This window comes from Catenuloplanes sp. NPDC051500 (assembly GCF_044454585.1).
Taxonomy (GTDB): Bacteria; Actinomycetota; Actinomycetes; order Mycobacteriales; family Micromonosporaceae; genus Catenuloplanes.
Genome location: NZ_JBITDX010000042.1, coordinates 1 through 21528, shown reverse-complemented (window position 1 = coordinate 21528; position 21528 = coordinate 1). Strand labels below are relative to the sequence as shown.

At 72.2% G+C, this 21528-nt stretch carries 21 protein-coding genes; 7 read left to right on the top strand and 14 right to left on the bottom strand.

The genetic code is table 11. The features are described 5' to 3' along the window. Window positions 1–40: 40 nt before the first annotated feature. Entirely contained in the window at window positions 41–511 is a 471-nt protein-coding gene (locus ACIA8K_RS40035; RefSeq protein ID WP_396068732.1) for an RICIN domain-containing protein, read from the bottom strand. A gap of 344 nt (window positions 512–855) precedes the next feature. On the opposite strand from ACIA8K_RS40035, the gene ACIA8K_RS40030 reads away from it, so the two are divergent. Then, window positions 856–1776, top strand: coding sequence for an alpha/beta fold hydrolase (locus ACIA8K_RS40030; RefSeq protein WP_396068731.1), 921 nt, complete (start codon window positions 856–858; stop codon window positions 1774–1776). A 39-nt stretch (window positions 1777–1815) separates the two neighbouring features. On the opposite strand, the gene ACIA8K_RS40025 is transcribed toward ACIA8K_RS40030, so the two are convergent. The 6 genes from ACIA8K_RS40025 to ACIA8K_RS40000 all read right to left on the bottom strand — a co-directional run bounded on the left by ACIA8K_RS40025 (window position 1816) and on the right by ACIA8K_RS40000 (window position 8796). Then, complete coding sequence (locus tag ACIA8K_RS40025) at window positions 1816–2238, bottom strand: nitroreductase family deazaflavin-dependent oxidoreductase (RefSeq protein WP_396068730.1); 423 nt, start codon at window positions 2236–2238, stop codon at window positions 1816–1818. Further along, window positions 2235–3710, bottom strand: a complete 1476-nt coding sequence (locus ACIA8K_RS40020; RefSeq protein ID WP_396068729.1) for an aldehyde dehydrogenase family protein — start codon at window positions 3708–3710, stop codon at window positions 2235–2237. The genes ACIA8K_RS40025 and ACIA8K_RS40020 overlap by 4 nt, the downstream gene beginning before the upstream one ends. A 93-nt stretch (window positions 3711–3803) precedes the next feature. Continuing rightward, complete coding sequence (locus tag ACIA8K_RS40015; RefSeq protein ID WP_396068728.1) at window positions 3804–4367, bottom strand: TetR family transcriptional regulator; 564 nt, start codon at window positions 4365–4367, stop codon at window positions 3804–3806. A 64-nt stretch (window positions 4368–4431) separates the two neighbouring features. Beyond that, the gene (locus tag ACIA8K_RS40010; RefSeq protein WP_396068727.1) at window positions 4432–4953 is read right to left on the bottom strand and encodes an acyl-CoA thioesterase; all 522 of its coding nucleotides are present in this window, start codon (window positions 4951–4953) and stop codon (window positions 4432–4434) included. A 24-nt stretch (window positions 4954–4977) separates the two neighbouring features. Next, window positions 4978–7776: a BTAD domain-containing putative transcriptional regulator gene (locus tag ACIA8K_RS40005; RefSeq protein WP_396068726.1), complete on the bottom strand. Its 2799-nt coding sequence runs from the start codon at window positions 7774–7776 to the stop codon at window positions 4978–4980. A gap of 174 nt (window positions 7777–7950) precedes the next feature. Next, window positions 7951–8796 (bottom strand): helix-turn-helix transcriptional regulator, encoded by an 846-nt coding sequence (locus ACIA8K_RS40000; protein ID WP_396068725.1) that lies wholly within the window; start codon window positions 8794–8796, stop codon window positions 7951–7953. Window positions 8797–8881: 85 nt separating this feature from the next. Here ACIA8K_RS40000 and ACIA8K_RS39995 point away from each other — a divergent pair, with 85 nt between their 5' ends. Further along, window positions 8882–9880 carry an NAD-dependent epimerase/dehydratase family protein gene (locus ACIA8K_RS39995; protein WP_396068724.1) on the top strand — a complete coding sequence of 333 codons (999 nt, stop codon included), beginning with the start codon at window positions 8882–8884 and terminating at the stop codon, window positions 9878–9880. On the opposite strand, the gene ACIA8K_RS39990 is transcribed toward ACIA8K_RS39995, so the two are convergent. From ACIA8K_RS39990 to ACIA8K_RS39980, 3 genes are all read right to left on the bottom strand, one after another. Next, window positions 9866–11488 (bottom strand): diguanylate cyclase domain-containing protein, encoded by a 1623-nt coding sequence (locus ACIA8K_RS39990; protein ID WP_396068723.1) that lies wholly within the window; start codon window positions 11486–11488, stop codon window positions 9866–9868. The genes ACIA8K_RS39995 and ACIA8K_RS39990 overlap by 15 nt on opposite strands. A gap of 260 nt (window positions 11489–11748) precedes the next feature. After that, a complete protein-coding gene (locus ACIA8K_RS39985; RefSeq protein ID WP_396068722.1) occupies window positions 11749–12492 on the bottom strand; it encodes an LPXTG cell wall anchor domain-containing protein in 744 nt (247 codons plus the stop codon). 125 nt (window positions 12493–12617) lie between these two features. Beyond that, entirely contained in the window at window positions 12618–13199 is a 582-nt protein-coding gene (locus ACIA8K_RS39980; RefSeq protein ID WP_396068721.1) for a TetR/AcrR family transcriptional regulator, read from the bottom strand. 49 nt (window positions 13200–13248) lie between these two features. Here ACIA8K_RS39980 and ACIA8K_RS39975 point away from each other — a divergent pair, with 49 nt between their 5' ends. Then, entirely contained in the window at window positions 13249–14256 is a 1008-nt protein-coding gene (locus tag ACIA8K_RS39975) for a hypothetical protein (protein WP_396068720.1), read from the top strand. Here ACIA8K_RS39975 and ACIA8K_RS39970 read toward each other — a convergent pair. Next, window positions 14234–14578: a hypothetical protein gene (locus tag ACIA8K_RS39970; RefSeq protein ID WP_396068747.1), complete on the bottom strand. Its 345-nt coding sequence runs from the start codon at window positions 14576–14578 to the stop codon at window positions 14234–14236. The genes ACIA8K_RS39975 and ACIA8K_RS39970 overlap by 23 nt on opposite strands. Window positions 14579–14749: 171 nt before the next feature. Here ACIA8K_RS39970 and ACIA8K_RS39965 point away from each other — a divergent pair, with 171 nt between their 5' ends. Beyond that, a complete protein-coding gene (locus ACIA8K_RS39965) occupies window positions 14750–15322 on the top strand; it encodes a TetR/AcrR family transcriptional regulator (protein WP_396068719.1) in 573 nt (190 codons plus the stop codon). Between the two features lie 8 nt (window positions 15323–15330). On the opposite strand, the gene ACIA8K_RS39960 is transcribed toward ACIA8K_RS39965, so the two are convergent. Beyond that, the gene (locus tag ACIA8K_RS39960; protein ID WP_396068718.1) at window positions 15331–15699 is read right to left on the bottom strand and encodes a cupin domain-containing protein; all 369 of its coding nucleotides are present in this window, start codon (window positions 15697–15699) and stop codon (window positions 15331–15333) included. Window positions 15700–15974: 275 nt separating this feature from the next. Here ACIA8K_RS39960 and ACIA8K_RS39955 point away from each other — a divergent pair, with 275 nt between their 5' ends. Beyond that, on the top strand, window positions 15975–16727 hold the full coding sequence (locus ACIA8K_RS39955; protein ID WP_396068717.1) for a hypothetical protein: 753 nt from the start codon (window positions 15975–15977) through the stop codon (window positions 16725–16727). A gap of 9 nt (window positions 16728–16736) precedes the next feature. Here ACIA8K_RS39955 and ACIA8K_RS39950 read toward each other — a convergent pair whose 3' ends face one another. Beyond that, window positions 16737–17540 (bottom strand): PP2C family protein-serine/threonine phosphatase, encoded by an 804-nt coding sequence (locus tag ACIA8K_RS39950; protein WP_396068716.1) that lies wholly within the window; start codon window positions 17538–17540, stop codon window positions 16737–16739. An 80-nt stretch (window positions 17541–17620) separates the two neighbouring features. Here ACIA8K_RS39950 and ACIA8K_RS39945 point away from each other — a divergent pair, with 80 nt between their 5' ends. Continuing rightward, window positions 17621–19378 (top strand): GAF domain-containing SpoIIE family protein phosphatase, encoded by a 1758-nt coding sequence (locus ACIA8K_RS39945; protein ID WP_396068715.1) that lies wholly within the window; start codon window positions 17621–17623, stop codon window positions 19376–19378. 9 nt (window positions 19379–19387) lie between these two features. Here the strand turns inward: ACIA8K_RS39945 and ACIA8K_RS39940 are convergent, their stop codons facing one another. After that, window positions 19388–20452 (bottom strand): DNA glycosylase AlkZ-like family protein, encoded by a 1065-nt coding sequence (locus tag ACIA8K_RS39940; protein ID WP_396068714.1) that lies wholly within the window; start codon window positions 20450–20452, stop codon window positions 19388–19390. A gap of 57 nt (window positions 20453–20509) precedes the next feature. Here ACIA8K_RS39940 and ACIA8K_RS39935 point away from each other — a divergent pair, with 57 nt between their 5' ends. Next, a complete protein-coding gene (locus ACIA8K_RS39935; RefSeq protein ID WP_396068713.1) occupies window positions 20510–21433 on the top strand; it encodes a LysR family transcriptional regulator in 924 nt (307 codons plus the stop codon). Window positions 21434–21528: the final 95 nt, after the last annotated feature.

Sequence of the window (21528 nt, the reverse complement as noted above, 5' to 3'; positions counted from 1 at the left end):
CGGGCGTGCAGCCCGGCCGTTCCCCGTTATCTGACGATGCTCAGTACCAGCGCTGGTTCGCGTTCCCGTGGCAGGGCCATGTGATTAGCCGCGCGCCCCGGTCGTAGTTCCCGCCCTCGATGTCGAGACACATGTTGTGCAGCGAGCTGCGGATCTCCTCGCCGTACCAGTACCAGCTCTGATTCGCCCGGCCGTGACACGGCCAGGTGATGATGCCGGCGCCCGGTGCGTAACTGCCGCCCTCGATGTCCAGGCACAGGTTGTTCAGGTAGCTGCGGATCTGGCCGTTGTCCCAGTACCAGTCCTGGTTGGCCTGGCCGTGACAGGTCCAGGTGATGACGCGGGCACCGGGGGCGTAGTCGCCGCCTTCGATGTCCACGCAGAGGTTGTTGAGCCTGCTGTTGATGGTGACCACCGGGTCCGCGCTCGCGGCGGACGGTGCGGTGAGCATCGCCGCGACGACTGCTGTCAGGGTGGCGAAGAGCAGGCGAGCCTTGTGAGAGCCATTCATGACCAATCCTTGTGATCGTCTGGTGAATGTGGCGTGCCAGGCCCGGCAGAACCACGATAGGTGTCTGCCGGGCGCACCGGAGCCGATCGGGGAAAGGGCTGGTAGAAGGCGTTTTGGCCGGTCAGCGTCGCCTTCGGGTCAGCGTCGCCTTCGGGCTGCAGAGCGTGCCGTGCCCACTGCCCTTCACGCGGGTCTCCTCGACGTGACGTCCCGGTAGGGACAACCCCCGGGTGGTACGGAGGGAGGCCGCAGAACTGACCGGGGAGTCAGCAGGATCGAAGTGGGGGAGCGGCGCCCGAAGAATCATCCTCGCCCCTGAAAGAGCTTCTCCCCTGAGGAACCTCATGATCAAGCAGACACCGTCCCGGGTACGCCGGGCCGCCGTCGCTCTCGCTCTTCCGCTGCTGACCGCTGGCGCGCTCGTCGCCTGCAGCGAGTCCGCACCGGCCGAGCCGCCGGCGGCCGGATCCCCGTCAGCGGCGCCTGTCGCGGCCTCGAGCGCGCCCTCGGCCGGCGCAGAGCTGCACCTGGTGGAGAACAACGGGCACCGCCTCGCGTTCCACGTCACCCCCGGCCGCCTGCCCGCAATCGTCCTGGACGCCGGCGGCGGTGAGGACTCCTCCTACTGGGCCGCGCTCGTCCCGCGGCTCGCCCAGGACACCGGCGCGACGATCATCACCTACGACCGGGCCGGCCTAGGCGACAGCGACGAGGTGCCCGGCCCGTGGGATGCGAAGGCCGCCGCCGCCGACCTGGCCGCCGGTCTGGACCAGCTCGGCGTACCCGATGGCGTGCTCCTGGTGTCGCACTCACAGGCCGGTGAGGTCGCCACCTACACGGTCAGGGAGCACCCGGGCCTGGTCGCGGGCGCGGTGCTTGTCGACGCGAACCTGCCGCAGTTCTTCACTGACGAGCAGGTCGCCCGGATCGTGGCGGTCAACGGCTCGCAGATCGAGGCGCTCAAGGCCCAGCCGTCGACGAAGCGGACCCGCCAGCTGCTCGCCACCGCGGAGAACTTCGGCCCGGCGCACCTCGCCTACCACGAGCTGACCTGGCCGGACAGCGTCCCCACCACGGTCATCGTGTCGGAGCGGACGCCGTTCGAGGATTCGCCGGAGGACGCCCAGCGCTGGCGCGACGCCGCCGCCGCGTTCGTGAAGGCCGGCCCGGATCGCACGCTCGTCACCGCGACGGGCACCTCCCACGACGTACCGAAGGATGCCCCGGCACTTGTCCTCGCGGAGATCGAGAAGATGACCCGCTGACCCGAGGGCGCGGCGATCCCGGGAGGGACCGCCGCGCCGTCACCGCAGGCGTGCGTCGTCGAAGACGACCTCGACGAGCGGGCTGCCGGCCAGCCAGGCGGCCACGTCTGTCGGCCGGCCGATGCGCGCCGGATCGTGCGGCTGGTTCAGGTCCGCCACGAAGGCCTCGAACGCGGCCCGCCGCTCCTCCTCGCCGGTCACGACCCTTGCGGTGGCGGGCAGGTCGGCGCGGACGCCGTGTTTCAGGTGGAACGTCAGGCGCGGATTCGCACGCACGTTGGCGTACCAGTCGCGGCGGCCCGGAAGCCCGCTCAGGTAGATCCGGCCGTCGTGGCGGTAGAACCACGTCTCCATCCGGTGCGGCCGGCCCGACCGCCGTCCGGCGGTGGTGATGTCGGCGGTGCGCTCCCACGCGGTCGAGGCCGGTGTGATGGCGAGCGCCCGCCGGATGTCGTCGATCATGGGAACCTGATCATCACGGACTTGACCTCGGTGTACGCGTCGAGCACGTCGGTCCCGTGCTCACGGCCGAGGCCGGACTGCTTGAACCCGCCGAACGGCACCGTGCCCGCGCTCATCTCCGCGTAGGTGTTCACCCACACCGTGCCGGCCTGCAGCCTGCGGGCCACCAGGTGCGCGCGGGCCAGGTCCCGGGTCCACACCGAGGCGGACAGCCCGTAGATCGTGTCGTTGCCCTGGGCCACCGCGTCGTCGAGGTCGGTGAACGTCATCAGCGCCGCGACCGGCCCGAAGATCTCCTCGCGGACGACGCGCGCGTCCGGCCCGACGTTCTCGATCAGCGTGGGCGGCATGTAGAGGTCACGGGCCTCGCCCGCGGTCACAAGCGTGCCACCCTCGGCGCGCGCGGAGTCCAGGTAGGAGTCGACGCGGGCGAAGTGCCGGGCGGAGATCAGCGGGCCCATCCTGGTGTCCGGGTGGAACGGGTCGCCGAGCGCGTACGCCTCCATCTCCTTCAGCAGCAGCTCACGGAAGCGCTCGCGGACCGGCTCCTGGACGAAGATCCTGGTGCCGGCCACACAGCCCTCGCCGCTGCCCTGGGCGAACCCGGCGACGGCCCCGCGCGCCGCGGCCTCGAGGCCGGCGTCGTCGAACACGATCGTCGGCGACTTGCCGCCCAGCTCCAGCGTGACGCGCTTCAGGTCCCGGCTGGACACCTCGAGGATGTGCTTGCCGACGGCAAGCGAGCCGGTGAACGAGACCTTGTCGACGCCCGGGTGGCTGATCAGCGCCTCGCCGGTGCCGGCGCCGTCGCCGGTGACGATGTTGACCACGCCCGGCGGCAGGTCGGTCTCGCCGAGCAGCTCACCGAGGCGCAGCGCGGACAGCGGCGACCACTCGGCCGGCTTCGCGACCACCGTGTTGCCGGTCGCCAGCGCGGGCCCGAGCTTCCAGGCCAGTTGCAGCACCGGGCCGTTCCAGGCGGTGATCGCCGCGACCACGCCGAGCGGCTGGCGCAGCGTGTAGTGGAACGCGCCGGCGTCGGACGGGGCGGTCTGCCCGTAGAACTTGGTCGGCCAGCCCGCGTAGTGCCTGATCACCTCGACGGAGTGGTCGACGAGCCAGCGGGTCATCCACAGCGGCCCGCCCATGTCGAGCGAGTCGAGCACGGCCAGCTCGTCGGCGTGCCGCTCCATGACGTCCGCGATCTGCAGCAGGATGCGACTGCGCTGGTAGGGCGCCATCTCGGCCCAGGACGGGTCCTCGAAAGCGGCCCGGGCGGCGGTGACCGCGGCGTCGACGTCCGCCTGGCCGGCCGCGGCCACGCTTGTGAGCACGCGCCCGGTGGCCGGGTCGAGCGTCTCGAACGTGTCGCCGGACGCGGCCGGGCGCCAGACGCCGCCGATCAGCAGCTGCTTGGCGGGGCCGTCCAGGAACCGGGGAGCGGGGCGGGTTTCGGGTGCGACGGTGAGCATGACGACTCCAAACGAAACGAACTGGTTCGTACTCTTCGACGGTAGGCCGAGACGCCGTCAAAAGCAAACGAACCAGTTTGTTTTGTTGTGGCCTTAGGGAGCGAACGCGCGGCGCACGACCTCAGCAAGCGCGCCCCGCCGCCGCTCGTGATCTGCCTCCGGGTCGGCCGCCGTCGCGGTGAACGTGATGCTCGCCGGCGACCAGGTCATCGCGAGCGCCACCACCATCGAGTGCACGTCCGCCGGCGGCAGCGCCGCGTTGATCAGCCCGTCCCGCTGCGCCTCGGCGATCGCCTGCACCTTCGGCACCTCGTCCGCGGCCGAGAAGAGATGACCCACGGGGGTACGCTCCAGCCGCGCCCAGGTCGCCAGGCGCACCATCCGCGGGTCCGCGAGATAGGCGTCGTAGAGCCGGACCGCATAGCCCGGCAGATCGCCCGGGGTCAGCGGCACCTCCCCGAGGATCACCGCGACCCGGTCGAACAGCACCGCGTCGAACAACGCCTCCTTGCTGCCGTAGTACGCGTACAGCTGCGCCTTGCTGACCCGGGCGTCGGCCGAGATCCGGTCCACCCGCGCGCCCGCGACCCCGTGCTCGGCGAACTCGACCGCGCCCGCATCGAGAAGTCGCCGCCTGCTGGCCTCAGCCTTGTTCATGCCGCCAGGGTAAACGAACGGGTTCGTACCCCCGATCAGCGTGCCCGGAGCATGGCCGGCGCGGTCAGTCCGCCATCGGCATCATGGCCGAGGTCGTCCATTGGGACGCCCACTCCGGCACGTCGGTGATCCGGGGGTCGTGCAGGCCCTCGCGCAGCGCGTCGTGGGAGACGGTGCCGCTGGTGCGGTGGATCATCCGGACGCAGGCCACCATGCGCGCGACCACGTCGCCGCCGCGGACGAAGCGGTGTTCGAAGACGATGTTCGGCCCGTCCAGGCCGAGGAATCGGGTCTCCACTGTGAACCGCTGCCAGAGGCGCAGGCCGCGGCGGTAGCGGACCACCTGGCCGGCGATCACGCCGTACCAGCCGAGGTCGCGGAAGATCTCGCTGTAGCCGGTGCGGATGACGAACTCCCACCGGGAGTGCGACGCCAGCGTGAGGTAGACGCCGTTGTTCATGTGCAGCAGCGCGTCAAGGTGGTGCGGCCAGACCCGCATCGGCGTGCTGAGCACGTCGAACGGGTCGACTCGGGACCGGAACCGGAAGCTGATCAGGTGGTAGACGTCGGTGATCGCGAGGAACATCCCGCCATGATCGGTGGCCGACCTTCACGCGACCTTCGGGGACAGTTCCGCGCAGACCTCGTCGATGATCTCCGCGACCGGGCGGGTGTGACCGGCCAGCCAGGCCGCTTCGAAGTCATGATCGCCCAGAGTGGTCCGCAGGGACGCCAGCCGTCGCCGCTGATGGTCAGCAAGCCAGAAGAAGAAACTGCCGCCGACGGTACGCCGCACCTCCTGACCCGCGGACAGCAACAGCACCTCCCGCCGGGGCCGGTCCAGGTCGCCGTAGACGCGCGAGGTGTAGAACAGGGCAAGCGACAGGCCCCACAGCATCCGTTCGCCGACGAACGCGCGCAACGCCGCGCACAGCCGTTCCGCGCCCGCGACCGGCCCGCCCAGGTTGCGGGCGGCCTCCGCGCCGAGCAGCAGCACGTAGGCCAGCACCTCCGGATCGCCGACGTCGCGCAGCACCTCCTCCGCCTCCGTACTCAGCCGGGCGGCCCGCTCCCACCGGCCCCGGGCGGTCGCGGCCAGGCCCTGCTGGATGAGCGTCCAGCCGAGCAGCCATGGCCAGTCCGCGGCGACCGCAACGGCCTGCGCCTCGACCATCAGCTCCTCCGCGCGGTCAAGCGTGCCGCCGAACCCCTCCGCGAGGGCGAGGCGGCGCATTGCCAGCCCGTACCCGCGAAGGTCGTCGATGCTCTTGAAGATCTCCGCGGCCTCCGTGCCCGACGCCCGTGCGGCCGCGAGGTCGCCCTGCATCGCGGTCAGGACGGTCAGGCCGCTCAGTGCCCGCGCGCGGACGGACGGTGGCACCGCGCCGCTCGCCTCGAGCGCGAGCGTCATCCACCGGCGGCCGACCACGTACTGGCCACGCGTGTGCCAGTAGGTGGACAGTGCGGCCGCGACCCGGAGCGCGGTGGCGGCGTCGTCGCGGGCTACCGCCCACTCCATCGCGGCCCGGAACTGCTCCATCGTGGTGTCGAGCAGGTGCATCCAGCGGTCCCGGGCGCTGCCCACCCGCTCGTTCCAGAGAGTGTCCGCGAGCCCGGCGACAAGCGCGGCGTGCCGGTCCCGCACGGCCGCCAGCTCTCCGGCGGTGGCCAGCTGCTCCAGGCCGTAGGCGCGAAGCGTCTCAAGCATCCGGTAGCGGCCGGACTCCCGGATCAGCAGCGACTTGTCGACAAGGGCCGCGATCAGCCGGGCGACCACGGCCGGCGGGTGCAGGTCCGCGGCGAGCTGCTCCGCCCAGTCCAGGTCGAACCGGCCGGCGAACACGCTCAGCCGGGTGAACAGGCCGCGCTCCTCCGCGCTGAGCAGCCGGTAACTCCAGTCGACCACCGCGTGCAGCGTGCGGTGCCGTGGCTCGGCCATCCGGCTGCCCTGGCCGAGCAGGCCGAACCTGTCGTCCAGCCGGGCCGCCAGCTCGCCGATCGCGAACGCGTTCACCCGGGCCGCGGCCAGCTCGATCGCCAACGGCAGCCCGTCCAACTCCCGGCAGCTCGCGACGACCGCCGCGGCCGACCCGTCGGTGAGCGCGAAGGCCGGATCCACAGCTGTCGCGCGCGCGACGAACAGCCGCACGGCCGGGGCACGGCCGGCCGCCGCCGCGGTCACGGCGCCGGGCGCGGGCAAATCCAGGCCCTGCAGCGGGAGCAGCGCCTCGCCGGTGATGCCGAGCCGTTCCCGGCTGGTCGCCAGCACGCGCAGGCCCGGGCAGCCGGCCAGCACGGTCACGGCGAACGCGGCGGCCGCGTCCACCAGGTGCTCGCAGTTGTCCAGGATCAGCAGGCCGTCCGCGTCGCGCAGATACTCGATGATCAGGTCGGTACGCGGCCGCGCGTGGTGCGACGGCAGGCCGAGCGCGTCCCCGACCGCGTCCGCAAGCAGGTCCGGCTGGGTGAGCGAGGCCAGCTCCACAAGCCACCCGCGCCCGGCCAACTCGGCCGCCAGCCGGGTCTTGCCCACGCCGCCGACGCCGGTGACTGTCACCAGCCGGTGCGCGTGAAGCAGCCGGTCCAGCGCGGCCAGCTCCCGCTCGCGCCCGACCAAGCCGGTCAGCGGCCGCGCCCGGGCGGCGGGCCGCCGGGTCAGCGCCGGGTCCTGCCGCAGCATCTCCGTGTGCAGCCGCCGCAGCTCCGGACCCGGGTCGGCGCCGAGCCGCTCGGCCAGCTCCCGGGCCGCGGCGTCGAACGTGGCGACCGCGTCACCGGCCCGCCCGGCCCGGTACCGGGCGAGCATCAGCTGCCCCCAGAACCGCTCGTGGAGCGGATGCTCGGCGACAAGCGCGACCAGCTCCGCGATCACCTCGTCGTGCCGGCCGGTGGCCAGGTCCGCGTCCAGGCGCGCCTCGACCGCCCGGATCCGCAGCTCCGCCAGCCGGGCCGCCTCCGCCTCGACCCCCGGCCGGTCCGCGACCTCGGCGAACGCCGCCCCACGCCACAACGCGAGCGCCTCGCGCTGACGTGCGGCCGCGGTGTGGTGATCGCCGCGCCGGGCCGCGTCCAGACCGTCGTCGACCAGCCGGGCGAACCGCTTGACGTCGGTCCCGCCGTCCGGCACCCGCAGCAGGTAGCCGGCCTCCCCGGTCACCAGATCGGTCCCGCCGCCGGCCTCACGCATCGCCCGGCGCAGCTCCGCGACCCGCACGTAGAGCAGCTCCGTCGCGCGCGGCGGCGGCTCCTCCCACAGCATGTCCGCGAGCCGCGCGGCGGAGACCACCGTGTTCGGCCTCACCAGCAGCGCGGCGAGCACCGCCCGGTGCCGCGGCCCGCCGATCGCGACCCGCCCGCCGTCGTGCCACACCTCGAGGGGTCCGAGGACGCGGTATTCGAAACGCGCCACGTGCGGAAGGCTACCAATCGTGATGTTCCGGCTGCGTCGATCCCGACCCCGGCGTCTCGTTCGCCCGCTACGACCCGGAATGACGGTTCGTGGTGACTACCCACGGATCCCCAGGCCGCGGGAGCGCGCGGAAATGGACCACGCTGGAAGCGGGAAATCGAATGTGGTGTTGGGTCACACGGTCATGTCCTGAGTGCCGATCACCCGCAGCAGCTCAAGCGCCCGGTAGACAGGCGACCCCGGCTCGGCCGTGAACATCACCACCTGCTGGTCGCGGTCCGGCATGGTGAGGATCTCGAAGTCCAGCTCCAGCCGGCCGACCGCCGGGTGGTCGAGCACCTGGTGGGCGTGGTGCTCGATGCGCAGCTCCTGGTCGTGCCAGAGGCGGGCGAACTCGGGGCTGCCGGCCAGCAGATCACGGATCAGCGTCTGGATCTCGGCGTTGTGCGGGTATCGGGTGGTGGCGACGCGCAGGTAGCTGACCGCGGTACCGGCGAACCGTTCCACGCCGGCCATGCCGTAGCCGCGCCGGTCCGGCTCCGGATGCAGGAAGTAGCGGCGGACGAAGTTGCGGTCCGCGGTGCCGAGCGCGGAGAAGTCCTCGAACAGCGCGGCCGCCAGCGGGTTCCAGGCGAGGACCTGGCAGGCGCCGTTGAACACGATGACGCCGGCGTCGTTCATCCGCTCCAGCAGCCGCAGCGTGCCCGCCGGGACCGCCTCTGACGGCCCGGTGCCGGTCTCCGTCTCGGCCTGGCCGGCCAGCCGGAACAGGTGGGTGCGCTCCTGGTCGGACAGGCGCAGCGCGCGGGCGATGCCGTTGAGCACCGGCCGGGACGGATGCTTGCCGCGCGCCTGTTCCAGGCGGCTGTAGTGGTCGACGGAGATCTGCGCGAGCTGGGCGACCTCCTCGCGCCGTAGCCCGGGGGTACGCCGCCGCGGCCCGACCGGCAGCCCGGCGTCCTGCGGCCGGAGCCGCTCCCGCCGGCTGCGCAGGAACGCGGCCAGTCCCCGTCTGTCCATGATCCGAGCGTAGGGCCGACGCCCGGCTTTACCCACGCACCACCGGTCCCTGGATGCGGATCACGGGCGCGCCGACGCTTCTGGCATGACCGAATCAGTGCTTGTCACCGGCGGTTCCGGGTTCGCCGCCGGCTACATCCTCCGGGAACTGCTGCGCCGCGGTTACCGGGTCCGCACCACAGTCCGCAGCCTGTCCCGCGCCGACACCGTGCGGCGCCGGGTGGCCACCGACGGAGACCTGTCGTTCGTCGCGGCCGACCTGCTCCACGACGACGGCTGGGACGCGGCGGCCGACGGTATGGACTTCGTCGTGCACACCGCGTCCCCGATGCCGGTCGGGGAGTTCCGCGGGCAGGACGTGATCCGCCCGGCCCGCGAGGGCACCCGCCGGGTGCTTGAGGCCGCGCGCCGGGCCGGCGTGCGCCGCGTGGTGCTGACCTCGTCCACCGCGGCCGCGATGCCCGCCACCCGGGGCGCGCCCGCGGACGAGAGCGTCTGGACCGACCTGCCCGACGAGCCGCGGCACATCTACCCGCGCGCCAAGACGCTCGCCGAACAGGACGCCTGGCGGCTGGTCCGCGGCTGGGCGGACGGCCCGGAACTGACCACCGTGCTGCCCGCGAACATCCAGGGTCCCGCGCTCGACGACGACTTCGCGCCGTCGGTCGGCCTGATCCGGCTGATGCTGGCCGGGAAGATGCCGGTCCTGCCGCGCACCGGCTACGCGATCGTCGACGTCCGCGACCTGGCCGTGCTGCACGCGGACGCGATGACCGCCCCCGCCGCGGCCGGCCAGCGGTTCATCGCCGCCGGCGACTTCCTGTGGTTCGCCGACATGGCCCGCATCCTGCGCGAACGCCTCGGCGACCGGGCCGCGAAGGTGCCGCGCCGGCAGCTGCCGAACTGGGTGGTACGCGCGGCCGCGCCGTTCAACGCGGAGATGGCCCAGCTGGCGCCGAGCCTCGGCGTCCGTTCCCGGCTCAGCGCCGCGCACGCGGAGACGCTGCTCGGCTGGCGCACCCGCCCGGCCGCGGACTCGATCACCGACGCGGCGACAAGCCTGCTTGACCTACGACTGGTGTGAGCCGGCCTCGGCGTACCGGTTCTTGCCCGCGGACTTCGCGGTGTACATGGCCGTGTCCGCCTCACGGAGGATGTCTGCCGCGGTGAGGCCCGGGGAGTTGACCGCGACACCGACGCTTGCCGACACCCGGGCCGGCCCGCCGCCGCCGACATCGATCGGCTCCCGCAGCGAGTCGATCACCCGCTGCGCCGTGGGACGGGCGTCCTCCGGGCCGGCCAGATCCTCCAGGATGATCGCGAACTCGTCGCCGCCGAACCGGGCCACCGTGTCAGTGGCGCGCAGCCCGGTCCGCAGCCGCTCGGCCGCCACCCGCAGCACGGTGTCGCCGGCGTCGTGCCCGAGCCGGTCGTTGATCTCCTTGAAGCCGTCCAGGTCGATGAAGAGCACGGCGAACACGCGCCGCTTGCGGGCGTGGGTGGCCAGCGCGTGCGCGAGCCGGTCGTAGAAGAGCATCCGGTTCGCGAGCCCGGTCAGCGGATCGTGGAACGCCAGATGCCGCAGCTGCTCCTCGCTCTCCCGCAGCGCGGTCTCGACCTCCTCCCGGCGGCGGATGTCCCGGCGCAGCTCCGCGGTCGCGCGCTCGACCTGCTCCAGCGCCCGGTTTCGGCTGCCGGTGAGCACCGCGATCATCGCCGCCAGCAGCACGGACAGCGTGGCACCCGCCACCGCGGTGAGCATGCTCATCCCCCGGTCCGTGGCCGCGGTCAGCCGGCTGGTCGGCCACATGGCCAGCTCCCAGTGGCGTTGCCCGGCCGTGATGCCGGTGACGCGCTCCAGCGGATGGCTGTCCACCCGGGTGCCGGGCGTAACCTGGGTCAGCGTGGCGCCGTCCCGGGCCGGATCGGTGAGGCTGATCTGCACCGCGCTCTGCCCCTGGTCGAGAAACGTCTGCGCGAGGAAGTCCTGACCGCGCAGGCCCAGCACCATCCAGCCGATGAACTCGTCCGGCGCGGCCGAGCCGAGACCTGTGTAGACCGGGGTGGCCAGCACGATCGAGGTCTGCTGGTGGTCCGCCGGGAGTTGCCGGTCGCGGACCAGCCGCACCGGCGGGCTGATCGCCAGACCACCGCTGCGCTGCGCCGTGTGCAGCGCGGTGGCGATCTCCATGCTGACCGCCAGGTCGATGCCCTGCATGTCAGCCCGGTCGTCGAACGCCTTCTCGAAGATCAAAAATGCGTGTTTCGGCGCGTCCGGGTCCGGCTTGAGCGTCAGCCCGGTCGCGCCCTGGGCCCGCCAGCGCCGCTGGACGGCCGCGATCTCCGCCGGGGCGGCCGGCACCACGAACGCGATGCTTCCCGCGCCGGCCAGCCGGGACGCGTCAAGCCCCGCGGTGATCCGGGTGAAGTCGTCGCCGGTCAGGTCGGACTGCGCGCCTATCGCGTACGACATGTCGGACAGCGTGTCGCCGTACCGGGTGACCTGGTCCTCCACCGCGTCCGTGATCAGCGTGGCGTAGTTGTCCATGATCTGCCCCGCGTACCGGTCCTCCTCCGCCTCGACCGCAATCCCCGCGCCGGCCGTCCCCGCCATGCCCGCCGCCAGCACGAGCGCCACCAGCGCCCCACCCGCCCGGCGGCGCGACGTCAGCCGCTCCCGCACCCACCCCACGCACTCACCATCGGCACGCCGCCTGCCACCTTGAAGCATTCACGCCCGAAGATCCACAACCAGATCTTCCCGCTCCCGCGGTGGCCCGGCCCGCACGCTCCCGCGGGCACCGGTCGGCCCCGAGGGGGCCTCCCTGCGCGATCCGTGGGCGGCCGGGGGCCTTACTGATCTGGACCGCCGCTCGACCTCGTGCGGTTTACCTGGCGCATTGCCGGTCCCGCCCGGCTCGACGAGGTGTCGTGCCGGGCGGGACCGGTCGGTCAGGCTACGAAGCGGGAACGGCGGCGGCCGATCAGGTAGCCGGCGATGCCGAGGAGCACGAGCGCACCACCGATGCCGACCACGGTCATGGTGCTGGCGCCGGTGAGGGGCAGCTCGCCGCCCCCGCCGCCCGCACCGCCGGGAGCCGCGCTTGCGGAGAGGCCCGGGACCGGTGTGGCGGTCGTCGTGGCGCCGGGCGTGACGCCGGGCGTGACGCTGGGAGTGGCGCTGGGCGTGACGCTGGGCGTCGGGGTGGGCTGGGACGCGCAGTCGAGCTCACGGGCCACGTACACGCCCTCGTTCAGGTACGCCAGGTAGATATCGACGGTCCCGGTGCGGAGCACCGTCTGCGCGGCCGCCTTCACGGCCGGGCCGGCGTTGGTCAAGGTCCGCGTCACAGTGACCCGCAGCGCCACCGACCAGGCGTTCTGCACGCCGTCCTTGAGGAACGCCCGCAGGTCGACCGCGGTACCCTCCAGCCGCTGCTGGATCGCGTCCGGCAGGACGGGCAGCGACTCGGCCTTCGCCACGGACTGGATCTGGTTGGCCAGTGCGAGCACCTCCTCGTCCGAGGCGGCGTCCAGATCGATGGTGATCAGCGTGCGGATGTCCGCGTACGCCGTGCGTTCCACCGTCTGGCAGCCCGCGTCGAGCCCGGGCTGTGCCGCCTGAGCCGCCGCCGGCGCCGCCGGGATCAGAAAAGCGAGCGCGAGCAGGGCGCTCGCCGACATCTTCCACCGCATGGAAACTTCCTCCCCGTGACCGACAAACGCGAGGATCCTAACGTCGCCGGCGGTGGCGGTGCGGCAGTGCGCGATGACGTTTGGCACGAAGTAGTGAGTACGTCGGCCGCTGCTGCCCGCCCCGCTCAGCCGTGGCCCTTGACGAGCGGCAGGAACACCTCGTCGACGATCTCGACCAGGATCTCGTCCGGGACGGACGGGACGCCGCGGACCGCGTACTCCGCACGGAGCAGCATCATCGGTGTGGTCGCGACCCGGTGGCAGGCGGCCGCGGCCGGGGCCTCGCCGCGGGCCGCCGCGCGCCTGAGCATCGTCAGCCAGGCGAGGTCCATGGTGTCCGCGCCGGACCGTTCCCGCATCAGGGCGAGCAGCTCGGGCTCGTCGGCGGCGGCGGCGAGCAGCCCGCGCAGGATCGCGCCGTGCGGGGACGACCAGGTCTCGTTCGCCTGCCGCAGCATCTCCAGTGCGTCGCTGCGCAGGCTGCCGGTGTCCGGGTGCGGCATCACCAGGTCGGACAGGTGGCGGTAGGCGGCGATGCCGAGCGCGGCCCGGTGCGGCCAGCGGCGATAGATCGCGTTCTTGTTGGTCCCGGCGCGGGCGGCGACCCGGTCCATGGTCATTCCCGGGTAGCCGGACTCGCGGAGCTCCTCCGCGGCCGCGTGCAGGATCGCCTGCTCCAATTCCGCGCCCCGTCGCCTGGTGCTCATGGTCGTATCCTATGTAGGGTACGGACCGTACCCTATTAATGGAGTGGCAATGCGCGTCTTCGGCATGAACTACGACACCGGGTTCGTCAGCGGAGGGTCCACCACCCACGAACCCTTCGACCCCGACACGGTACGACGTGACCTGCGCGTCATCCGCGACGAACTGCACTGCGACGCGGTCCGCATCACCGGCGGCGTCCAGGACCGGCTCGCACTCACCGCAGGTCTCGCAGCCGAGGCCGGCCTCGAGGTCTGGTACTGCCCGTTCACCAACGGCCTCGACCGCGACGCGCTGATGGCGTTCGTCCTCGACGGCGCGGAGCGCGCCGAACGGCTGCGGCAGACCGGCGCGCCGGTCGTCTACCTCACCGGCTCCGAGATCGCGATGTTCACCGACGGCTTCCTGCCCGGCCGGGACCTGGCCGAGCGGATGACCCTGTTCACCGACCCGATGCGGATGCGGGAGGCGATCCCCGGTGCGCGCGCCGCGGTCCGGGACTTCCTCGCCGAGGCGCTGCCCGCGGTGCGCGAACGGTTCGGCGGGCCGGTCGGCTACGCCTCGATCCCGCTCGAGGGCGTGGACTGGACCGGCTTCGACATCATCGCCAGCGACGCCGGTTACCGCGATGCGACAAACGCGGAGGCGTTCCCGCAGTCGCTGGCGGCGGCGGTCGGCCAGGGCAAGCCGTACGCGGCCACCGAGTTCGGCTGCTGCACGTACCGCGGCGCGGCCGAGGTGGCGGGCGGTCCTGAGCCGGTGACGTTCGACGCGCACGGCCGCGCCGAGAAGCTGACGGCGACGCTTGAGCGCGACGAGGAGGGGCAGGCCCGGTACGTCCTGGACCTGCTGCGCGACTACGAGGCCGGCGGCGTGGAGGCGGCGTTCGTCTACACGTTCGCGAACCGGCACCTGCCCACCACCGACGACCCGGAGCGGGACTTCGACCTGGCCGCGCGCGGGATCGTCCGGGTGCTGCCGGACGGCTCGTGGGTGCCGAAGGCCGCGTTCCACGCGCTCGCCGCGTACGGGGGATCTAGGCTTCGGCCCGCCGTCTGAGCGCCTGGTTGAAGGCCTCGAACCCTTCGTCGCCGCCGGCCGGGCCCTCTTTCACCAGCCGGGCGAGCAGGCCGCTGAAGTGCTCGCGGTGGGTCAGCCGGGTGCCGCCGTCCGGCAGCGCGGCCAGGACGAACTCGTGGGTGCCGGTGTAGATCGCGTGCGGCAGCCAGGCGGCGCCGGGGATCACGGCCGCCCAGGCGAGGCGGGTGGCCGGCGTCGCCTCGATGACGGGGGTGCTCACGACGTACGGGCGGCGGCCGGGCGGGCCCAGGACCACGGTGATCGTCGTGCCGGCCCGCGCCGTACCGGTGAGCTGCTGGATGTAGGCCGTCCACTCCGGGTAGGCGGCAAAGTCGGTGAGGACGTCCCAGACGCGCTACGGCGTGGCACTGATGTCGGTGATCGCTTCGACGGTTCGCACGGCACCCACCGTAGACGAAAAATGTACTCAGTTCAAAAATAGGCGGGGTTCAGGATTATCTAGACTTGGGGCATGCCGGGACTACGCGCACGCAAGAAGACGCAGACGTGGCTGGACATCCGCGCCGCGGCCCTGGCGCTGTTCGAGGAGCGCGGCTTCGACGCGGTAAGCGTCAGTGACATCGCCGCCGCGGCCGACGTCGCCCGGGGAACGTTCTTCAACTACTTCGAGGGGAAGGAGGCGGTCGTCGTCACCTACGGCCCGCACGAGGCCGAGTTCCAGCGCGGCCTGATGGCGCAACGGCCGCACGACGAGCCGCTGTGGGACTCGATGGTGGCGATCATCCTGGGCTACCTCGACGAGTTCGAGCCGGGCATCGTCGTGCACCTGCGGTTGAAGGCGGGTTCACCCGGGCTGGCCAGATCGGCCCGGCCGATGACCGAGCGGCTGGTGGCCGACCTGCGCGTGTGGGCCCTGGAACGTCACCCGCGGATGGCCGAGCCGGACATCATGCTGGTCATCAACGCCGCGGTGGGCGCGTTGGGCACCGTGGTCCAGTACTGGCAGGTCGACCAGCCGCCGGCCGCCCGAATCGGCCAGGTACGGGCCGCGCTCGACCGGCTGGGAGCCGGCCTCGCACACTGAGGCCGAGGTCAGCCGGGTGTGGGCCGGCCGCCCTCGACGCTCCAGGCCGGCTTGCCACCCGCCGCCGTCGACGTGACGTCCGGGCCGATCAGCAGCAGGAACACGTCCTCGGACGCGAGCGGGCAGTGCTCCACGCCGCGCGGGATGACAAGCAGATCACCGGCCTCCAGGTGTACGTCGCCGTCGCGCAGCTGCACGGTCAGCGCCCCGTCCAGCACCAGGAACGTCTCCTCCTGGTCGTGGTGCGCGTGCCAGCTGGTCGCACCGAGGCCCTTCGCGACCTTGAACAGGTTGCCGTTCGCCTCCGCGACCACGCGCTGCGACCAGTACTCGGTCAGCGACTTGGCGACCGTACCCACGGATGTCTTCTGGATCATGTCCTTGATCGTGCCCGCCCCGGTGGAGAACCGTGAGGTGCGAGAATCGCGAAAAACGAAAGAATGCTGTCACGCTCCGGCGGCCGCACAGCGAAGGTCGAGCAGCATGTCGATGCCGCGTGAAGCGCCCGGACCGTGAACGCCGTGCCGTCCGCAGTCACCTCCCGGGTGAGTGGCGACGGATCGGCGGCGAGAGCGGGGATCACCTCCCCATGATTCCGCACCGGCCCCTCTCGATGGATGATCGTCACGATTCCCCTACTCGCGGAGGCCCGATGTCCTATCAGCTGAACGCGGCCATCGGCCCGTTCGACGTGCTGCGCAAGGTCGTCCCTGACGAGGTCCGCTCGTCGGTGGTCCCGCTCCGGCAACGTATGGGCCTCGTCCCGCTCCGGCCGGCGTTGTTCGCGCGCAGTGGCGGCGCGTTTCCCGAGGCCGAGCTGAGCGCCTGGTCGCACGCCGCGACGATCGGCCAGGTGGAGGCCGACTTCTTCGGCGGCGACGGCGAGCAGACCGCGTCCCTCTGGCGCGACGGGCGGCGGATCTGGGGCCCGTCGTACGCCGAGGACTTCGACGGTCCCCGGCACGAGTGGCCGATCAACGCGGTGCTCGCCCGGCTCGGTGTCGTTCTCGAACCCGGTGAGGTGCGACAGGAGTACCACGACCTGTTCGTCGAGGTCGGCCTCGGCGCCGAACGCGACCGTGAGGGCTGGAGCCGGCGCGCCGTCGAGGCCCGGCAGTACGCCACCTACGACGAGTGGGACGCCGCATGCGAGGTGGCCGCGCGTGCGGCCGCTAGGGAGGCCGCCGAGCGCGACACGTACACCCGGTTGCCAGGTGTCGTGGTGCCCTTGGACGGCGGGGAGGTCATGCGGATTCTCGGCCTCCCGCCCGGCCGGCAGGTCGGCGCGGCCCTCCGCTTCCTCCAGAACCTCCTCGTCGAACGGGGAGAACTCTCCCGCGAGGCCGCGATCGCCGCCCTGCGGTCCTGGGACACCCGGCCTCCCCGGGCCGCCGGCGACGAATGAGCAGCGAGGTCAGGGTCGGATGTCGTCCGGAGGTGTGTCGCGCCATTCGGCCATCAGGACCGTGGCGTCGTCCTGGAGCTGGTCGGACTGGTGGGCGAGAATGGCGTGCACCAGGCGGCGGGTGGTCTCCGGCGGGGGGAGCTGGTCGGCGACGGCCTTGACGGCGAAGTCGCGGAGCCGTTCGATGCCGAACTCCTCGCCGTCGGGGGAGCGGGCCTCGATGATGCCGTCCGTGTAGAGCAGCAGCCGGTCGCCGGGTTCGAGCGCCTCCTCGACCACGACCGGGGTCTGCAGGTCGCCGAGCCGCACCGGGAGCGCGGTCGGCGTGGGCAGGACCTTGACGACCTTGCCGGCGCGGATGACGATGCCGCTCGGGTGGCCGGCGGAGATCACCTTGAGTACGCCGGTGAGCTGGTCGAGTTCGGCGAGCACCGCGGTGATCATGCCGGCCCGGTCGTGCGCGCGCACCGTGTCGTTGATCTGATGGTACGTGTCGACCAGGCCCAGCCCGGCGCGGCGGGCGTTGCGGTAGGCGCCAAGCGCCAGCGTGGCCAGCAGCACGGCACGGCCACCGGCCGAGGAGCCGTGCCCGGCCGCGTCGAAGAGCGCCAGGTGGGCGGTGTCGCCGTTGACCGCGTAGTCGAAGGCGTCGCCGGCCACGTCGTAGCAGGGTTCCAGGATGCCGCTGATCACCAGCCGTTCGGTGGCGAAGGTCAGCGGCGGCAGCTGCGCGCGCAGGATCTCGGCGGGCACCCGCATCGGTTCCAGGCGCCGTACCCGCTCGATCATGTCGGTGTAGAGGCTCCGCGTCACGACGACCTGACCCGCCCCGACTTGCCGTCCCTCCGGTGACCAGGGATGCTGTGTCGCCGGAGGTGGACGAAGGAGTGTCGGTGAGCGACGAGGCACGACTTGACGCACTGGCCAGAACCGGCCTTGATGCGGCGTCCGACCCGATGTTCGACCGTTTCGCCTCGATGGTGCGCAAGGTGCTGCACGTGCCGGTGGGACTGGTCTCGCTCGTGGACGAGTCCCGGCAGATGTTCCCTGGCGCACACGGGCTGGCCGAGCCGTGGATGGGCCTGCGGCAGACGCCGCTCTCCCACTCGTTCTGCCAGCACGTCGTGGCCAGCGCCGCACCGCTGATCGTCACGGACGCCCGCGTCGACCCGCGGGTGGCAGGCAACCTGGCGATCACCGACATGTCAGTGGTGGGCTACGCCGGGATGCCGCTCACCGACGCGGACGGCAACGTCCTCGGCTCGCTCTGCGCGATCGACAGCGCGCCGCGCGAGTGGACCGAGGCCGAGCTCGACCTGCTGTCCGACCTTGCCGCCGCCTGCTCGGACAGCCTCCGGCTGCGCATCGCCACCGAAAAGGCCGACAATCGCGAGGGTACGGCCCGAGCGCGCGAGCGGGCGGCCGGCGTCGCGCTCGAACGCAGCCGGCTGCTCCTGCGCGCAAGCGTCACGCTCGCCGGCACGACAACTGTCGCGGACGTGATCGACGCGGTCCGGGAGCTGGTCACCAGCACGATGAACCCGGACTACGTCGGCATCTCGCTTCGTGAACCGGCCGGGCGGATCGGCCTGCAGACCGGCGCGTTCCTGCCCGACCACGTCGCCGACCGCTGGCACCGCTACCCGGACACCGCCACCACGCCGTCCGCGCTCGCCGTCCGCACCGGCCTGCCGATCCTGCTGCCCGACCCGGCCGCGGTCGCCGCGATCGCGCCGGACGCGGCGGCCACGTTCCACGAGATGGGCTGGGAGTCCGGCGTGAGCCTGCCGCTGCCCGGTAAGCACGGGCCGGTCGGCGCGCTCACCTTCGTCTGGAAGCGGCCGTACACGCTTGACGCGGCCGAGCAGGCGGTGCTCGCCGCGCTGGCCGGCTACGTCGGGCAGGCGGTGCAGCGCGCCGAGTACCTGTACTCCCGCGAGCAGGTGGCCACGCTTCTGCAACGGTCCATGCTCAGCGACCTGCCGGACGCGGCCCCGTTCGAGATCGCGTCCCGCTACGAGCCGGCCGCGCGCAGCGAACACATCGGCGGCGACTGGTACGACGCAGTCCGCCTCGACGCCGGCCACCTCGCCCTGGTCGTCGGCGACGTGACCGGCCACGACATGCACGCGGCCGCCCGGATGGGACAGCTGCGGAGCATGTTGCGCGCCTACCTGGTCGACCGGCGGGAACCCCCGTCCGCGCTGCTGCGCCGCCTGGACAACTCCATCGAGGTGCTCGGCGACCGCGTCCCGACCACAGCGATCCTCGCCTACGCCGAGACCGACGGCGCCGGCCACCGCCTGCAGTGGGCCAACGCCGGCCATCCCGCCCCGATGCTGCTGGAGGCGGACGGCCGGGTCCGCCAGCTGCACGGCCGCGACATGATCCTGGGCGTGCGCCACCGGACCGGTCGCACCGACCACACCCATCCGCTGCCGCCCGGCTCCACAGTCCTGTTCTACACGGACGGCCTGGTCGAGACGCGCACCGAGTCCGTCGACGACCGCGAGGAACAGCTCGAGGGCGTGCTCAGCGGCCTGGCCGGCGCGCCCCTGCCCGACCTGCTCGACGAGGTCGTCACGAAGCTCGCCGGCGACGACCACGAGGACGACGTGGCGCTCCTCGCACTGCGCAACCCCATCCGCTGACCCGATCCCTCACGCGCCGCGCTCCAGCCCCAGCCAGGACGCCAGCGCGCCGATCTCGTCCTGGACCGCCGCGGTCATCGCCGGGGTGAACGGCTCGTCCTCGTGGACCGCTTGCACACGGAACAGGCCGGCCCGGCGGTCCGAGGTGGCGTCGAGCTTGCCGACGAGCCGGTCGCCGCACAGGATCGGCATCGCCCAGTAGCCCCAGCGACGGGTGGCCGCCGGCTTGTACATCTCCAGCTGGTAGTCGTACCCGAAGAGGTCGGTAAGGCGTTTGCGGTCGAAGACCAGGCGGTCGAGCGGCGACAGCAGCGCGGTGCGGCCGGTGAACGGCGCGTCGAGCAGCGCCGGGTCGACGCGCCAGCGGCCACGCACGCCCTCGACCGTCGCCGGCTCGCCGACCGGAAGCTCACCGGCGCGCGGCCGGACGATGCCCAGCGCGCGGAGCCGGCGCTCGGCACGGAGACGCATCGCCTCGTCGTACGGCAGCGGGTCGTCGGGGTAGATGCGGTCCGCGAGGTCCCACAGCCGCTCGGGGCCACGGCGCCCGGCGGCCGCGACCTCACCCCGGTCCACCATCAGGTCGACAAGCTTGCGGACGTTCCGGTCATTCGTCCATCCGGAGGAGCGCCACGGCACGACGCACGTGTCCGGCAGCTCGCGCACGGTCAGCGGCCCGTCGCGGCGCAGCAGGGACAGGATGTCGCGGCGGCAGCCGTCGTTCGCGTCCACCCAGTCGCGCAGATCCTCCTGGCCCTCGGTCAGCGGCGGGCGGCCGGGCCAGACAGCCATCTCCGCCTGGTAGAGCGCGAGATCCCCGGCCGGGTAGACCATGCTGCCCAACTCCAGGAGTCGCTGCTCGTCGAGCGCGTCGCGCAGGTCGCGCGGGGAGTACTCCGCACCGAGTCTGCTCCACAGCACCAGGTCGGCGCTGGGCGCGACGGCCGCGGTCGGGTCGTGCTGCACGCCCGCGAGGCGGTGGACGACCTCAAGCATCCCGGCCGGGCGGTCCGCGTCAAGCAGTTGCGCGCGGACGGCGAGACGCCGGGCGTCGGCGGCAGAAAGCGCGATCATCCACCGAGGCTAGTGGAGAGGGGCGGCCGGCCCTGAGGGGCTTCGTAAGCTTGGCTGATGAATCCGACCCTGGCTCAGCTTCGTCTCGTGCTCGCGGTCGCGGAGAACGAATCGTTCACGGTCGCCGCCGAGCGGGTGGTCATGAGTCAGCCGGCCCTGAGCCGGGCGGTCAAAGAGGTCGAGCGGGTCACCGGCGCGCGACTGTTCGACCGTACGACGCGGTCGGTGACGTTGACGGCCGACGGCCGGGAGTTCGTGCGGGTCGCGGAGGAGATCGTGCGGGCCGTCGACGGAGGGCTCGGCCGCTTCCGGGCCTACCGTCAGGGGATGTCCGGCACGGTCGCCGTGGCTGCGCTGCCGGCGCTTGCGGCATGCGTGATGCCGTACGCCGGGCGGCGATTCGCCGAGTCCCGGCCCGACGTGCAGGTGCGGATCGTCGAGGGCGATACCGACGAGGTGCTTGCTCACGTGCTGGCCGGCCGGGTCGACATCGCGCTGACCGAGGCCCCGCGGTCCATCGAAGGGCTTGAGGTCCGGCCGATCGGTGAGGACGAGATGGTTGCCGTCTCCGCACCGGGTCACCCGATCGCGGCCGGTCCGGACGTTTCCTGGCGTGACTGGGCGGCCCACCCGGTGGTGGCCTTCGCCGACAGTGCCCGTGCCGATGACGCGTGCCGGCGCAGCGGCGTCGTTTACCACAGCGCGTATGTGGCCGACTCCGCGGCCACCGTCGTCGGCCTGGTGGCCGCCGGGTTGGGAGTCGCCGCGATGCCGCTGAGCGCGCTTCCTCTGACGGCGCAGGCTTCGGTGATGGTGACCCCGCTTGTCGAGCCCCGGGTGGTCCGGCCCCTCGCGGTGGTGACGCGGGCGGTCCCCGCGCTCGCTCCACCGTCACGGGCGTTTCTCGAGGTGCTCAGCGACGTGCGGTTCGACCCCCTGCACCGCACCGCACCCATTCAGCGGGCCGTGCCGGCTCATTAACCTCGGTCTTTCGCTAACGCGGTATTTCATAGCCGATCATCAATAAGTTTGGCGTGGCTGGTGATTTCCCGTTTCGGGCATGCCGAGTGCCCGGC

Coding starts and splice junctions, on each gene's coding strand:
- ACIA8K_RS40035 (WP_396068732.1), bottom strand. CDS start 511: ATGAATGGCTCTCACAAGGCTCGCCTGCTCTTCGCCACCCTGACAGCA.
- ACIA8K_RS40030 (WP_396068731.1), top strand. CDS start 856: ATGATCAAGCAGACACCGTCCCGGGTACGCCGGGCCGCCGTCGCTCTC.
- ACIA8K_RS40025 (WP_396068730.1), bottom strand. CDS start 2,238: ATGATCGACGACATCCGGCGGGCGCTCGCCATCACACCGGCCTCGACC.
- ACIA8K_RS40020 (WP_396068729.1), bottom strand. CDS start 3,710: ATGCTCACCGTCGCACCCGAAACCCGCCCCGCTCCCCGGTTCCTGGAC.
- ACIA8K_RS40015 (WP_396068728.1), bottom strand. CDS start 4,367: ATGAACAAGGCTGAGGCCAGCAGGCGGCGACTTCTCGATGCGGGCGCG.
- ACIA8K_RS40010 (WP_396068727.1), bottom strand. CDS start 4,953: ATGTTCCTCGCGATCACCGACGTCTACCACCTGATCAGCTTCCGGTTC.
- ACIA8K_RS40000 (WP_396068725.1), bottom strand. CDS start 8,796: ATGGACAGACGGGGACTGGCCGCGTTCCTGCGCAGCCGGCGGGAGCGG.
- ACIA8K_RS39995 (WP_396068724.1), top strand. CDS start 8,882: ATGACCGAATCAGTGCTTGTCACCGGCGGTTCCGGGTTCGCCGCCGGC.
- ACIA8K_RS39985 (WP_396068722.1), bottom strand. CDS start 12,492: ATGCGGTGGAAGATGTCGGCGAGCGCCCTGCTCGCGCTCGCTTTTCTG.
- ACIA8K_RS39980 (WP_396068721.1), bottom strand. CDS start 13,199: ATGAGCACCAGGCGACGGGGCGCGGAATTGGAGCAGGCGATCCTGCAC.
- ACIA8K_RS39975 (WP_396068720.1), top strand. CDS start 13,249: ATGCGCGTCTTCGGCATGAACTACGACACCGGGTTCGTCAGCGGAGGG.
- ACIA8K_RS39965 (WP_396068719.1), top strand. CDS start 14,750: ATGCCGGGACTACGCGCACGCAAGAAGACGCAGACGTGGCTGGACATC.
- ACIA8K_RS39960 (WP_396068718.1), bottom strand. CDS start 15,699: ATGATCCAGAAGACATCCGTGGGTACGGTCGCCAAGTCGCTGACCGAG.
- ACIA8K_RS39955 (WP_396068717.1), top strand. CDS start 15,975: ATGTCCTATCAGCTGAACGCGGCCATCGGCCCGTTCGACGTGCTGCGC.
- ACIA8K_RS39940 (WP_396068714.1), bottom strand. CDS start 20,452: ATGATCGCGCTTTCTGCCGCCGACGCCCGGCGTCTCGCCGTCCGCGCG.
- ACIA8K_RS39935 (WP_396068713.1), top strand. CDS start 20,510: ATGAATCCGACCCTGGCTCAGCTTCGTCTCGTGCTCGCGGTCGCGGAG.